Below are 13,187 nucleotides of genomic sequence, written 5' to 3' on the forward strand. Positions count from 1 at the left end.
ATAACGGGGAGGAACGAAATGAACTGGAAATCGGGCGCGGCCACAGGCCTGCGCCAGGGCGGGCTATGGCTCGGCTTCGCGCTGTTCATGGCGGTGGTGGCGCTCAATGCGCCCGCCTTTCTGAGCCCGGGCAACCTTCTGGATGTGCTGCGGCAGGTGTCGATAACGGGCACGATCGCGCTGGGCGTCACCTTCGTCGTCATTGCAGGCCGGCTGGATCTTTCGGTCGGCTCCGGCCTGACGCTGCTGACGATCATCGTCGTTGACCAACATAACCACGCTGGCCCCGCCGGCGCGATCGCGCTGACCCTGCTTGCCGGCCTTGCCATCGGTGCCTGGAACGGCCTCCTGGTCGGTTTCCTGCGCTTCAATGCGCTCATCGTCACGCTCGCCATGCTGTCGGTGCTGCAAGGGTTTGCGCTCTGGTATTCCGGCGGCTCGAATGTCAGCGTGGCGAGCCCCGGCTGGTTTGCCGTCTTCGGCCGCGGCGGCTGGTTCGGCATTCCGGTGCCGGTCGTGCTGATGCTGCTGGCCGCGGGGCTCGCCGCCTTCCTGCTGAAGCGAACCGCCTTCGGGCGCGCGGTGTTCGCCGTTGGCGGAAACGAGACGGCAGCGCTCTATTCCGGTATTTCCCCCGCGCGGACGGTGTTCGTCGCCTACCTTCTCAGCGGTTTCGCCACCGCGCTTGGCGCCATCATCATGGGCAGCCGCGTCATGGGTGCGCAGAGCACCATCGGCCAAGGATACGAGCTCAACGTTCTCGCTGGCATCATCCTCGGCGGTACCTCGCTGCTCGGCGGGGCCGGCAGCATCTGGCGCACCCTCTGGGGCGTCTTGATGCTGGGTTTCATCCAGAACGGGCTCATCCTCATGGGCTTTCCCTTCTATGCGCAGTGGCTCGTCACCTGGGGCGTCATCATCGCGGCGGTCTGGATAGACCTTGCCGCCAAGCGGGGGAGGATGTTCGCATGAACGGCATGACCATCCGGCGGCTCGCCGCCGATCACTATGTCTGGATGCTGCTGGTGCTGGTCTGCATCATCTTCGCGTTCCTGTCGCCACACTTCCTGACGGCTTTCAACATCGGCAACGTGCTGACGCAATCGGCCTTCATCGGCCTGCTCGCCATCGGCATGACGCTGGTGATCCTGAACGGCGAGATCGATCTTTCGGTGGGCGCGACGCTCGCACTTTCCGCAGCGCTGGCGATCGGCCTTCAGAACGGTGGCTGGCCGACGGGCGCGGCGATCGCGGCGGGCCTTGCCGCCGGTACGGCGCTCGGTTTCATCAACGGCGCGGTGGTCGTCGCCTCCGGCATGCATTCCTTCGTCGTCACGCTCGGCGCGCTGATCGGCATTCGCGGCCTCGTCTTCGTCTACACCAAAGGCAATGCCCTGCTCGTCGAGGATTTCACCTATGCGGACCTCCTGGAGGTCTATGTCGGCCCCGTTTCGCTGACCGCCATCATCTTCATCGGCATGCTCGCTTTCTTCCAGTGGCTGCTTTCCGCCAGCCGCCATGGGCGCGAGGCCTATGCGGTGGGCGACAATCCGGAAGCTGCGCGCGATGCGGGCGTGAAGGTCGGTCGCCACAAGATCATCAATTTCACCATTTCGGGTTTTCTGGCGGCGCTCTGCGGCATTCTCCTGTCGATCCGCCTCGGCACGGCCGAGCCGCAGGCCGGCCGCATCTGGGAATTGTGGACCATCATCGCCGTCGTGCTCGGCGGTACGCGGCTGCAAGGCGGTGTCGGCAGCTTGTGGAAGACACTCGGCGGCGTGCTCGTTCTCGCGGTCCTCCAGAATGGCCTGCGCCTGCTCAACACGCCCAACCATGTCGAGCTCATCGTCATGGGCGTGATCCTGATGATCGCCCTTGGCATCGACCGCCTGATGACGCTGCTGCGTGAACGAGAGAGGATAGCATGACCGACCTTCTGACCATTCGCGGCGTCTCGAAACGCTTTCCCGGCGTGCAGGCGCTGACCGGCGTCGATTTCGATCTGAGACCTGGCGAAGTGCATGCCCTGATGGGGGAAAACGGCGCGGGAAAATCGACGCTGATGAAAATCCTCGCCGGTCTCCAGCCGGCGGACGAGGGGCAGATCCTTCACCGGGGCGAGAAAATCGCGCTGCGTAGCCCGCTCGATGCGCGCGAGCGGGGCATCCTCCTCATCCACCAGGAACTGTCGCTGTCGCCCGAGCTTTCGGCGGCGGAGAACATCTATCTCGGCGCGTGGCCAACGAACGGCATCGGGCTCTTGCGAAAATCGGAGCTGAACCGGCGGGCGGGCGAGGCGCTGAAGGCGCTCGGTTGCGATGTCGGCCCGAAAACCCGCGTCGGTGGCCTCTCGATTGCGCGCAAGCAGATGGTGGAAATCGCCCGCATCCATGCCTTCAAGGCCAATGTGGTCATTCTCGACGAACCGACAGCCTCGCTGACCGACGCCGAGCGCGACCAGCTCTTCGCGACGATCCGCGATCTCAAGGCGCGCGGCGTCGGCATCATCTACATCTCGCACAAGATGGATGAGATCTTCACCATCACCGACCGCGTCACCGTTCTGCGCGACGGCGTCGTGCAGGGCACTCTCGCCACCGGTGAGACCGACGCCGACCGCGTGACGCAGATGATGATTGGCCGCAAGCTGGACGCCTTTTTCAGCCGCGCCGAAGAGAAATTCGGGGCGGAGGTTCTGCGGGTCGAGGGCCTTGGCCGGCGCGGCGACTATCACGACGTCTCCTTCAGCGTCCGCCAAGGCGAGGTGCTGGGGCTCTATGGCCTCATCGGTGCAGGGCGCTCCGAGGTGGTCGAGACGCTTTTCGGCATCCGCCGCCCCGACCGCGGCAAACTACGGTGGCAGGGACGGGAGACAGCCTTTCCTTCACCGCGCCAGGCGATCGACATGGGGCTGTGCCTTGCGCCGGAAAACCGCAAGGAGCAGGGGCTGGTTCTCGGTCTCGGCGGGCGGGACAATATCGCGCTGCCGAGCCTTCGCGTCTTCTCCACCTTCGGCGTCATGCGCCGCGCACGCGAGCAGGCCGTGTACCTCACCTATCGCGATCTCTTGCAGATCAAGACCACGGGGCCAGCGACGGCGCTGCGCACGCTTTCCGGCGGCAACCAGCAGAAGTTCGTGCTCGCCAAATGGCTCTGCCGCAAGCCGAAGCTGCTCGTGCTGGACGAGCCGACACGCGGTATCGATGTCGGCTCGAAGGCGGCGATCCATGCGCTGATCGCCAAACTCGCGGAGGACGGGCTCGCCGTCATCGTCATCTCTTCCGAAATGCCCGAGGTACTGGGCGTCAGCCACCGCATCCTCACCATGGCGGATGGCCGGCTTACCGGCAAATTCTCCGGCGCGGCGATGACCGAGGAAAACCTGATCAGGGCCGTGGCCCATCACGCGGCCTGAACGGCTGCCCAATCCATCGATGCCCAACGAAAAACCCCCGCAGCTTGGCTGCGGGGGTTTTTCTTATACCGATATAAAAAGCTGTCTTACCAGCTCGGGCGTTCGAAATTGTCGATGGTGTCGGCGGTGATCTTGTCGATCGCGATCTCCTGAACCGGCGGCACCGCGATGCCATTGGCGACCTTCACCGCCGTCTGGATGGCGAGAACGGCATCGTCGATCGGCGACTGCTTGCCCGAGCCGGTTTGCCAGCCCGCCTTGATCGCATCCCAACCTTCGCCGAACTGGTTGCAGGTGACGAGCTTGATTTCGCCGGGCTTCTTGCCAGCGGCCTGAAGGGTGGAGATGATGCCGAGGCCCATGCCGTCGTCGAAGGCATAGACGCCGTTGATCTCGCCGCCATATTGCGTCAGGAAGGTTTCCATCACGGTCTGCGCCTTCTCGCGGTTCCAGTCGGCCGGCTGGCTCGCCAGGATCTTGATGTCGGGATATTTGTCTTCCATTGCATCGAGGAAGCAGTTGCCGCGCAGGATCGAGACCGAATAGCCCGGCGTGCCCTCGACAACGACGATATTGCCCTTGCCGCCGAGCGAGTCGCCGAGCATCTCGGCCGCTTGCGAAGCGAGCTTGCAATCGTCCGGACCGGTATGGGCGGTCACATACTGCCTTCCGGCCTCGCCGATCGGGCTGTTCGACGTAACGACCGGAATGTTGGCGCGTGAAGCCTGGCGCACGGCGGGGATCAGCGCGTTCTGCGAGGTCGGCCACAGCACGATGACGTCCATCTTCTGGGCGATCATGTCCTGCAACTGGTTGAACTGCGTCGCCGGGTCGCCCTGCGGGTCCATGACGGTGGCGTTGATGCCGATCTCCTTGGCATAGGAGACGGCGGCCTCGGCATATTTCGCCTGGTAGGAATTCGAGCCGGGATAGAGCACCGTGATGCCGATGCGGGTGTCCGCAAGCGGCTTCTTCAGCTCGCCACCCAGCCAGTCCGGCGCCGACTGGGCCGCGGCCGCTCCCGAGCCGGCGATGAAAGCTGTCAAGGTGAGCGCGGCAGCAAGCGCGGTATGTCTTATCATTGGTTCCTCCGTAGGTTCCGCATGGCGGTCCTCCTCTGGACCTCGGCGGTTTTTGGAGCATCGTGGGCCGTTCCGGTCCGTCCAACGGCGAAGATGTCCACTTTGGATACTGCCTCGGCCACACGAGCGGGTGCGGCTCGCAATACCGGGTGCAAGCCGGCGTCCATTTTGAACATATCAAGCGTTGTTTGACCCCGGACCCGGCTCTCTACTTCCCGCCAACGCGCTTGCGGCAGTCCCTTGAGATGGGAATAACGGAGGAAAAGGCATGACATCGCTAAAGGGAAAAATCGCCGTCGTGACGGGCGGGACGCAGGGTCTGGGTGCCGCAATCGCGACCCTGTTTGCCGAGCGCGGTATCGCGGGCATCGTCACCTGCGGCCGCAGTGCCGAGAAAGGCGAGGCGCGCGCGAGGGAAATCGCCAACGCTTCGGGTGTCGACGTGCATTTCGTTCAGGCCGATCTCAGTCGCGTTGAAGACTGCCGCCGCGTCGTTGCCGAGGCCGACCGCGCCTTCGGACGCGTCGATATCCTGGTGAACGCCGCCGGTAACACCAATCGCGGAACGATCCTCGATACGGACCCGGCCCTGTTCGATCTCATCTTCGCGGTGAACGTGCGTGCGTCCTTCTTCCTGATGCAGGAGGCGACCAAGGTCATGCGACGCGGGGGAAGGGAGGGCGCCATCGTCAACATCTCTTCCATGTCGTCGATGGGCGGCCAGCCGTTCATCGCGCCCTATTGCGCCTCCAAGGGCGCGCTCGATACGTTGACGCGAAACACTGCCTACGCGCTTCTGCGAAACCGCATCCGCGTCAACAGCCTCAATATCGGCTGGATGGCCTCCGACGGAGAGGACCAGACGCAGCGCTCCTTCCACGGCTCGGAAGAGAACTGGCTGGAAAAGGCCGCCGCCACCCAGCCGAACGGTCGCCTAATCGATCCGAATGAAGTCGCCCGCGCCGTCGCCTTTCTCGCAAGTGCGGAGTCCGGCCTGATGACCGGGGCGATCATCAACTACGACCAATCCATCTGGGGCGCCTATGACGTTCCGCCGAACCCGGAGGCGCCTCTATAGGCATCGTCTCGAATAGGTCGGCCATGGTCGCCGTTCCGGACACGGAAACGATCTGACCCTGCCCCAAAAAGAGCAGGGTCAGACTGTCATCACATCAGCATGAGCTTGTCGTTCAGCGCCATCCAGCCGCCGGGTTCCTTGATCAGGGCCGCGGTGTCGTGTTTGCCGAAGATGCGCGTGAAGCTGCGCTTGGTGAAGATTTCGTAGAACATCGCCGAGGCGGGGCCGACGGGGCCGCCGCGGCCGCCGAAGGCGCCGGCGATGACGGTTTCCTGGTAGGCGCGCCAGTGGACCTCCATCGCGGTGCGGGCGACGAGCTTGCTCAGCGTCACCTTGATGCCGAGCTTGGCGACGGTCGTGGCGATGTTGGTCGCCAGACCAACCGCGGGGATCGGAATGGCGGCGCCTGCGAGGCCCACGCCGCGAACGCCGATCTTCGCGACCTTCGCCTTGAGCATCGCATCGACCCAGCGCGTCACCGTTTCGCTCTTCTTGAACCCCTTGCCGGCCGCCTTGATGCCGACCAGATGCGCGGCGGTCGTGCCGACGGCGCTCCCCTCGCGCAGGATGCTGCCGACGTCGACGGCCGTCACGCCGGATGCCAGGCCGCCGGCAAGGCTGACCGCACTTCCGCCCAGTCCCTTGAACGTGCGGCCGGTGAAATATTTGCGCGTCTTGGGCGACAATCCGTCATGGCCATTGGCCAGGAAAGCCGGGTTCGGGATGACCTTTTCGTCGGCCTCCTCGGCGCCGTAGGCCTCGCGCAGGAAGTGAATGACGGAAATGAGATTGGACGCCGTATCGTCGACGCTCGCGACGGATTCGACCACGCACCAGCACACGTCTTCCGCGTCGTTCTTGTCGATTGCACTGAAATTGAAACTGCCCGGCACGATGTCCCCCTGAGTCTAGATCTTCGCGCGCAAAGCTACTTCAAAGCCTGCTTATTTGACAGTGGGATTGTTGCTTTCTCAGGCCTTTGCGGCGCTTTACCCGAGCCTTTTGACGACCAGCACCGTGATGTCGTCGAACTGCGGCGCGCCGCCTGCAAAGGCATAGGCCGCCGCCAGCACGCTGCGGGCGAGATCGGTTGCAGGCGCGTCCGGGCGGACGGCGATTTCGGCAAGGATGTTTTCCGTGCCGAACTGCTCCTGGCCGGCATTCTGCATGTCCGAAAGGCCGTCCGAGGTGAGGAAAAGACGGTCGCCCACGGCGAGCACGAGCTCGTGATCGTGGAAGTCGAGCGCGTCGATCACGCCGAGAGCGGGATCGGGCGGGGTCGCCACTTCGGCGACGGTGTTTCCGCTGGTCCAGATCGGATAGACGTGACCGGCATTGCAATAGGTGAGGCGGCCGGTCGCGACCTCCAGCAGGGCATAGAACAGCGTGACGAATCGCGAGTTCGGATTGTTCTTGCCGAGTTCGTCATTGACGAGGGCGACGATTTCCGAGGGGCGCGGCACCCGTCCCGAAATGGCGTGGAATTGCAGGGTGCCGGCGCGAAGCAGGCTGCGCGTGCGCGCCATGAAAAGGGCGGCGGAGGCGCCCTTGCCGGCGACGTCGCCGATCGCCAGCGCGATCAGGCCGGGCGTCACCTCGAAAACGTCGTAGAGATCGCCGCCGATTTCCAGCGCCGGGTCGATGCTGGCGAAGATATCGAGCTGTGCGGGATCGACGGGGAAGGTGGTCGGCAGCATGGATTGCTGGCAGAGCCAGGCTTCCGCCAGCTCCCGTTCGAGCCGTTCGAGCTGGCGCTGGTTGATATCGCGCAGGAGCTTCTTTTCCAGCACCGCGCCGACACGGGCGGCAAGCAGCGCCGGGTTGAAGGGTTTCGGCAGATAATCCTCGGCGCCGAGCTCGATACAGCGCACCACGGTCTCGATTTCGGACGCCGCGGAGATCATGACGACGGACAGCGACTTGAGCCAGCCTTCGTCGTTCAGTGCCTGGAGCGCGTCGATGCCGTTCATGCGCGGCATCATCACGTCGAGCAGGATCAGGTCGAAGGGTTCGGCACGCACCTTTTCGAGCGCTTCGAGGCCGTCCCCTGCCTGCTCGGTGTTGACGAGGCCGAGCCGCCGGAGACGGCGCGCCAGCACATCCCGGTTGTCCTCGATATCATCGACGATGAGGATACGCGCCTGGGAGAAATCCAAAGAGACCTCATGAATGCTGTACTGTAGAAACCCGCGATCGGCCGCCGTCACGTTACGCCAATCGCCGGAGGTTTCAAAGGCGGCTCAGCGTCCATTGATCGAGAGCATGCCGGTGACCGGATCGATCGCCGTGTTGAAGGTGACGGCCTCGCTGGAGCTGTCCGTTTCCATGAGGGCGTTGATCTGGAAGCGCAGCACCCGCTCCACCTGGTTTTCCGGCACGACGAGCACGACGGAAAGCTCGCGGAAGCGCGGCTCGAAGCGGCGTATGACGTCTTCCAGGCGTTTGCGGAACTGTTCCTGCTGGGTGGGCGAGGCGAGGTGCTGGCTCTGCACTTCCGGCAGGCCATAGGTCAGGATCGACTGGCGCAGCTCCTGGAGTTTTGCGTCCTCGGGCAGGCGGCCGGGGCGGGTGTTGAAGAGGATTTCGAGGTCGCGCCGCACGGATTCGTGCATTTCCTGCATGGCGCGGTCGACATTGCGGTCCGTCTCGATGCTGTCGCCCTGCAACAGCCGGTCGAAGAGGGGCAGCCGCGGGGGCGCCTTGTTGGGAAGCCGGGCCATGCTCTATCCTTTGTCTTTCACCGCGAACGCACGGACTGCACTTCGGTCCGCATCCGGAACCCCGAGACGACCTGGTCGAACTGGAAATGCGGCTGGAGGTGCAGCACGCAATTCATCACGCCGGGGCGGCCGCTGACCTCGCTCATCTCCAGCCGCGCGCCGGCAAGCGGATAACGCGCCTTCAGCTCCGGGCCGGCATCGGTGTTGCCGATCGTATAGTTGCGCAGCCAGTCTTCGAGGTAACGTTCGAGGTCCTGCGGCGTCGTATAGGCGCCGACCCGGTCGCGGGCCATGATCTTCACGTAGTGGGCAAACCGGCTCATGCACATGACGTAGTGCAGCATGGAGGAAAGCCGGCCGTTCACCTGGGCCGGAAGGTCGTTGTCGCTCGGCGCTGCATAGAGCGATTGCGCGCCGAGGAAGATCACGGAACGATCAAAATTGCACGGCGTCAGCGCGATGAAGCCGAGCGCTTCGAGGATCTTCTGCTTCTTGTCGGTCAGCTCGACTTCCAGCGGCCGCCGGTAGGCGACCCTCTCGCCCGTCGAGAACTGTGCCACGGGCAGGTGGCCGACGACGCCGCCGAGATCGCCCTGCGGGCCGCGCGTGCCGCACATATCGGCAAACCAGCCCCATTCGCGAAACGCCCGGATGGCGATGAGGCCGAAGGCGAAGGCGGCATTGCCCCAGAGCCAGGAATCGACACCTTCGCCGCCTTCGCTGTAGCGGAAACCGTCCTGTCGCGAGGCGGAGTCGCGATAGCGGTCGCGCAGCAGGATGCGCGGCATGGCGATGCCGAGGAAGCGGCTGTCCTCCAGGTCGCGCAGCCGGCGCCAGCGATGGTATTCGCCGAGCTGGAAGCCGGCATCGAGCCGCTGCACATAGGAGAGGTCGGCGAAGGTGGTGACCCCGAACAGTTCTGGTGCCGCGCCGAGGATGCAGGGGGAAAACGCCGCCGCCGCGACCTGCGCCAGGCCGGAAAGCGTGCCGACATCATCCTGTACGCCCGCAGCCCCCGAAGGCGCGCGATGGCGCACCGCGTGGTCGCACAGCAGCAGTCCATAGGGCACGCCGCCCGGCATGCCGTATTCCTCGCTGTAGACCTTGGCGAACAGCGTGCTCTGGTCGAATTCGATGGCGCGGTCGAAATCGCGCGAGAGTTCCGACCAGGTGGCATTGAAGAGTTTGACGCGGACCTTGTCGTCATTGCCGGTTTCCGACAGCAGCAGGTCCACGCCGCGCCAAGTGGCTTCGAGCGCCTTGAACTCCGCCGTGTGGATGATCGCATCGACCTGGTCGCCGAGCAGCGGATCGATCGCCGCGATGTCGCGGGTCAGCACTGCCCGCCAGCCATCGCCGCCGCCGCGCGTGCCGAACCACAGGCGAAGGCATTCCGCCGGGTCGTCGCTTTCGATGAAACGGTCGAGCGTGGCGGAGATTTCCTCTCCGCCACGCTCGAGAACCGCATCGATGATGCGAAGCCGGATGCCGGCTTCGCTCTTTGCGCCATCGCCGCTGGAAGCGTCTTCCATGGCGATGGCTGCGTCTTGTTCCATGCCTGCGTCAGCCCATCTGCGGGATGCGCGCGACGAGGCGCATGGATGCGGTGAGCTCTTCCATCTGCAGCCACGGGCGGAGATAAGCGACCGCGTTGTAGGCGCCCGGCGAACCTGGGATTTCCTTCACGGTGATCGAGGCGTCGGCCAGCGGATACTGGGCCTTCATCTCGGCGCTCGCATCCGGATTGCCGTTGACGAAATTGCGGATCCAGTTGTTGAGCCAGGTTTCGCAATCGCGCACTTCGAGGAAGGAGCCGATCTTGTCGCGGCCCATGACCTTGAGGTAGTGCGAGAAGCGCGAGGTCGCCATGATGTAGGGCAGGCGGGCGGAGATCGCCGCGTTGGCCGTGGCATCGGGCTTGTCGTACTTCTTCGCGCGCTGCGTGGTCTGCGCGCCGAAGAACACCGCGTAGTCCGTGCTCTTGTAGTGGCAGAGCGGCAGGAAGCCGAGCTTGGAAAGCTCCGCCTCGCGGCGATCGGTGATGCCGATTTCCGTCGGGCATTGCTGGTCGGCGTCGCCGTCGTCGCTGGTGAAGGTGAAGGTCGGCAGGTTTTCGACCTTGCCGCCGCCTTCCGCACCGCGGATCGCTACGCACCAGCCGTATTTCGAGAAGGCCGATGTCAGGCGCTCGCCGAGCGCATAGGAGGCGTTCATCCAGGTGAACTCTTCCGACTTCATCTTGGTGACGACGCCATTGGCGCCGATCGGGGCTTCCTCGAAGGAGAACTCCTCGATCTGCTTGCCCTGCGAGCCGTAGGGAACGCGGGCCAGCACGCGCGGCATGGTCAGCGTGACGAAGCGGCTGTCTTCGCTGTCACGGAAACCGCGCCACTTGATGTATTCCGAGCTGTCGAAGATCTTTTCGAGGTCGCGCGGCTTGGAGAGTTCGGTGAAGCTTTCCAGGCCGAACATCTTCGGGCTTGCGGCGGAGATGAAGGGCGCGAAGGAGGCGGCAGCGACGTTCGACATGCCCTGCAGCACTTCGAGGTCTTCCGTGCCGGAGCCGAACTCGAAGTCGCCGATGAGCGCGCCGTAGGGCTCGCCGCCGGGCGTGCCGAACTCGGTTTCGTAGAGCTTCTTGAAGGTCTGGCTCTGGTCGAACTCGACCGCCTTGGTCAGGTCCTTGTGCAGTTCCTTCTTCGACAGGTTGAGAACGCGGATCTTCAGCGTCGAGCTGGTTTCCGAGTTCTTGACGAGGTAGTTGAGGCCCCGCCAGCTGCCTTCCAGTTTCTGGAAGTCTTCGTTGTGCATGATGGCGGTGAGCTGCTTCGACATCTTCTCGTCGATTGCGGCAATCGCCTTGTTGAAGGTCTGCGTCAGGTTCTTGCTGAACGTGACCGTGCCGGAAAGGGCTTCCGACGTCAGCGTGCGCAACAGGTCCTGGATCTCGTCCGGCTCGGCGGTCTTGGTGACCTGGATGGCCTGGTCGAGGAGGCTCAGGGAGCCCGTTTCCTCAGTGGCGGCTGCGCTGCCGGCTGTTTGGGTCTCGGCGCTCATTCGACTACTCCTTCGCTTTCTCGGCGCCAAGCTCGTTGGCAAGGGATGCAAGCTTGTCGGTGTTCTGCAGGACCTCCTCCAGGAGGCTTTCGAGTTCTTCCGACCGGTCTACCTTCGACATCAGGTCGCGCAGCTTGTTGCGCACGGCCAGGAGCTTGCGCAGCGGCTCGACCTGTTCCACGACGGCGCCGGGCTCGAAATCGTCGATCGACTTGAACTTCAGCGAGACCGGCATCAGCGTGTCGTCGCCGGCCAGCGTGTTCTCGACCTTGAATTCCGCGCCGGGCGTCATGCGCTGCATGACGTCGTCGAAGTTGTCGCGGTCGATCTGGATGAACTTGCGGTCGCGCAGCGGCTTCAGCGGCTCGTAGGGCTTGCCGGAGAAGTCGCCGATGACGCCCACGACGAAGGGCAGTTCCTTGCGGACCTGTGCGCCTTCCGTCTCCACGTCATAAGTGATGTGGACGCGCGGTGCGCGCACCCTCTTGAGCTTCTGTTGAACGCTTTCTGCCATGACGGCCCCCTCTTCAAGCGGTGAATTGTTGCGGATACGGGATAGGGATCAATAACCTTGTTCGGCCGACGGCGGCTTGATGCCCGCCGCCAACAGGATGCGCTGAAGGTGGGCCGGGTCTTCGACCAGTTCCACCAGCAGATCGGGCAGGCTCATGCGCGCACGCCGCACGGCGTCTTCAAGCGTGTACGACATGGGCGAATGCGGTTCGGTCTTGCGAAAATAGGCGGAAATGCGCGTCAGCTCCGCCAAGGCCTCTTCACGGGACTGGTAACCTTCGATCTTGCGGACGACCACCGTGCCGGCCGCCTGCTGGCCGCTCTCGCCCGTTTGGCCGGCGTCGTCGGCGACCACGTCCTCGCTGGCCGCAGAATAGTTCGCGACCGCCAGCTTGTCAGCGGCGAAATGGGTAATCGAGCGGGAGATTTCCTCCAACAGCTCGCGAAGCGCCGAAATGGGCGGCGCATCGACGCCGGCCACCGCATCGAAGGCCGCTGACATCTCGGCAAGGGCTGCCAGTGCCTCGACGATGACGGCCTGCGTTTCGGCGAAGAAGGTGGCGGAGGTATCCGCCACGCTTTCCATGAATTGCTCCATGGTCACGGCGCCGTTGTCGATGCGCTCCTGCCGGCGGCTGGAATCGGTGACCTTGGCGAGGTCCGTCGCCTGCTCGTAGTTCCAGAGCGAAAAGCTCCATTGCGAGCCGTGGGTGATTGGCACCAGCCGGATCGGCTGGATGAGCGTTCCGACCGCGCCCGAGCCGTTGAGGCCGGCGACCGCGGAAACCTTGCCTTCCACGCCGTCTTCGTCGAGTTCGGGGAAGCAGGTTTCCCAGAAGCCGTTGACGATGCCGGCGAGCACCTTCATGCCGTCGCGAAGGCCGGCAAAACCTTCGGTGCGCAGCAGCGCCTCGACCAGCCAGGCGGCGATTTCGAGATCCTTGCCATGCGAGGACAGGATCGTCATCGCGGTCTCGGCGACGGTGTCCCATTCCTCGGGCGATGCGCCGCCGGTCTCGACGGCGGCCCGTTCGGCGGAGCGGGCGGCGTTGCGGGCGTCCTTGGTGCGGTAATAGAGCGAGGCCGGCGAGCTATCGGTGCGCGGATCTGTCCCGGCAGGCGCCTCTTCCGAGATCGCCTGGAGCAGAGCGTCGATGTCGATAACCTGCGGCAAAGCCATGGATAGATATCCTCCTGCCCTTGCGGGGCCTAGTCGCATGGAAACTTTTACTCGGATACCGCAACACACGCGGGGCTGGCAGAAGAATGCTTAGCCCCAAATACTTAATCGATCTTGAAGCGAATCTCTCGATTCGCGCAGG

General features: G+C 64.1%; 12 protein-coding genes. 4 read left to right on the forward strand and 8 right to left on the reverse strand.

Annotated elements, in window-relative coordinates:
• Positions 1 to 18: 18 nt before the first annotated feature.
• The 3 genes from AC1RWL_RS03340 to AC1RWL_RS03350 are packed head-to-tail and all read left to right on the forward strand — an operon-like array spanning position 19 to position 3,415.
• Positions 19 to 972 carry an ABC transporter permease gene (locus AC1RWL_RS03340; RefSeq protein WP_493093233.1) on the forward strand — a complete coding sequence of 318 codons (954 nt, stop codon included), beginning with the start codon at positions 19 to 21 and terminating at the stop codon, positions 970 to 972.
• Positions 969 to 1,928, forward strand: coding sequence for an ABC transporter permease (locus tag AC1RWL_RS03345; RefSeq protein WP_493093232.1), 960 nt, complete (start codon positions 969 to 971; stop codon positions 1,926 to 1,928). The genes AC1RWL_RS03340 and AC1RWL_RS03345 overlap by 4 nt, the downstream gene beginning before the upstream one ends.
• Positions 1,925 to 3,415 carry a sugar ABC transporter ATP-binding protein gene (locus tag AC1RWL_RS03350; protein WP_493093230.1) on the forward strand — a complete coding sequence of 497 codons (1,491 nt, stop codon included), beginning with the start codon at positions 1,925 to 1,927 and terminating at the stop codon, positions 3,413 to 3,415. The genes AC1RWL_RS03345 and AC1RWL_RS03350 overlap by 4 nt, the downstream gene beginning before the upstream one ends.
• An 86-nt stretch (positions 3,416 to 3,501) precedes the next feature.
• Here AC1RWL_RS03350 and AC1RWL_RS03355 read toward each other — a convergent pair whose 3' ends face one another.
• Positions 3,502 to 4,497 carry a sugar ABC transporter substrate-binding protein gene (locus AC1RWL_RS03355; protein ID WP_493093229.1) on the reverse strand — a complete coding sequence of 332 codons (996 nt, stop codon included), beginning with the start codon at positions 4,495 to 4,497 and terminating at the stop codon, positions 3,502 to 3,504.
• 268 nt (positions 4,498 to 4,765) lie between these two features.
• Here AC1RWL_RS03355 and AC1RWL_RS03360 point away from each other — a divergent pair, with 268 nt between their 5' ends.
• Entirely contained in the window at positions 4,766 to 5,575 is an 810-nt protein-coding gene (locus AC1RWL_RS03360; protein WP_493093228.1) for an SDR family oxidoreductase, read from the forward strand.
• A gap of 89 nt (positions 5,576 to 5,664) precedes the next feature.
• On the opposite strand, the gene AC1RWL_RS03365 is transcribed toward AC1RWL_RS03360, so the two are convergent.
• The 7 genes from AC1RWL_RS03365 to tssA form a co-directional block, all read right to left on the reverse strand.
• On the reverse strand, positions 5,665 to 6,468 hold the full coding sequence (locus AC1RWL_RS03365) for a hypothetical protein (RefSeq protein WP_439622877.1): 804 nt from the start codon (positions 6,466 to 6,468) through the stop codon (positions 5,665 to 5,667).
• Positions 6,469 to 6,564: 96 nt separating this feature from the next.
• Positions 6,565 to 7,731: a PP2C family protein-serine/threonine phosphatase gene (locus tag AC1RWL_RS03370; protein WP_493093227.1), complete on the reverse strand. Its 1,167-nt coding sequence runs from the start codon at positions 7,729 to 7,731 to the stop codon at positions 6,565 to 6,567.
• 84 nt (positions 7,732 to 7,815) lie between these two features.
• Positions 7,816 to 8,295 (reverse strand): type VI secretion system baseplate subunit TssE, encoded by a 480-nt coding sequence (tssE, locus tag AC1RWL_RS03375; protein WP_493093226.1) that lies wholly within the window; start codon positions 8,293 to 8,295, stop codon positions 7,816 to 7,818.
• A gap of 17 nt (positions 8,296 to 8,312) precedes the next feature.
• A complete protein-coding gene (tssC, locus tag AC1RWL_RS03380) occupies positions 8,313 to 9,851 on the reverse strand; it encodes a type VI secretion system contractile sheath large subunit (RefSeq protein ID WP_439622871.1) in 1,539 nt (512 codons plus the stop codon).
• A 7-nt stretch (positions 9,852 to 9,858) separates the two neighbouring features.
• Positions 9,859 to 11,352: a type VI secretion system contractile sheath large subunit gene (gene tssC, locus AC1RWL_RS03385; RefSeq protein ID WP_439622869.1), complete on the reverse strand. Its 1,494-nt coding sequence runs from the start codon at positions 11,350 to 11,352 to the stop codon at positions 9,859 to 9,861.
• A 4-nt stretch (positions 11,353 to 11,356) separates the two neighbouring features.
• On the reverse strand, positions 11,357 to 11,866 hold the full coding sequence (tssB, locus tag AC1RWL_RS03390; protein ID WP_439622867.1) for a type VI secretion system contractile sheath small subunit: 510 nt from the start codon (positions 11,864 to 11,866) through the stop codon (positions 11,357 to 11,359).
• Positions 11,867 to 11,914: 48 nt separating this feature from the next.
• Positions 11,915 to 13,045 carry a type VI secretion system protein TssA gene (tssA, locus tag AC1RWL_RS03395; protein ID WP_493093224.1) on the reverse strand — a complete coding sequence of 377 codons (1,131 nt, stop codon included), beginning with the start codon at positions 13,043 to 13,045 and terminating at the stop codon, positions 11,915 to 11,917.
• Positions 13,046 to 13,187 lie beyond the last annotated feature (142 nt).

The sequence above is a fragment of the Shinella sp. GW821-FHT10F02 genome (assembly GCF_058809275.1).

Excerpts from the sequence above, each read along its gene's own strand:
- AC1RWL_RS03340 (WP_493093233.1), top strand. The coding sequence starts at position 19 with ATGAACTGGAAATCGGGCGCGGCCACAGGCCTGCGCCAGGGCGGGCTA.
- AC1RWL_RS03345 (WP_493093232.1), top strand. The coding sequence starts at position 969 with ATGAACGGCATGACCATCCGGCGGCTCGCCGCCGATCACTATGTCTGG.
- AC1RWL_RS03350 (WP_493093230.1), top strand. The coding sequence starts at position 1,925 with ATGACCGACCTTCTGACCATTCGCGGCGTCTCGAAACGCTTTCCCGGC.
- AC1RWL_RS03355 (WP_493093229.1), bottom strand. The coding sequence starts at position 4,497 with ATGATAAGACATACCGCGCTTGCTGCCGCGCTCACCTTGACAGCTTTC.
- AC1RWL_RS03360 (WP_493093228.1), top strand. The coding sequence starts at position 4,766 with ATGACATCGCTAAAGGGAAAAATCGCCGTCGTGACGGGCGGGACGCAG.
- tssE (WP_493093226.1), bottom strand. The coding sequence starts at position 8,295 with ATGGCCCGGCTTCCCAACAAGGCGCCCCCGCGGCTGCCCCTCTTCGAC.
- tssC (WP_439622871.1), bottom strand. The coding sequence starts at position 9,851 with ATGGAACAAGACGCAGCCATCGCCATGGAAGACGCTTCCAGCGGCGAT.
- tssC (WP_439622869.1), bottom strand. The coding sequence starts at position 11,352 with ATGAGCGCCGAGACCCAAACAGCCGGCAGCGCAGCCGCCACTGAGGAA.
- tssB (WP_439622867.1), bottom strand. The coding sequence starts at position 11,866 with ATGGCAGAAAGCGTTCAACAGAAGCTCAAGAGGGTGCGCGCACCGCGC.
- tssA (WP_493093224.1), bottom strand. The coding sequence starts at position 13,045 with ATGGCTTTGCCGCAGGTTATCGACATCGACGCTCTGCTCCAGGCGATC.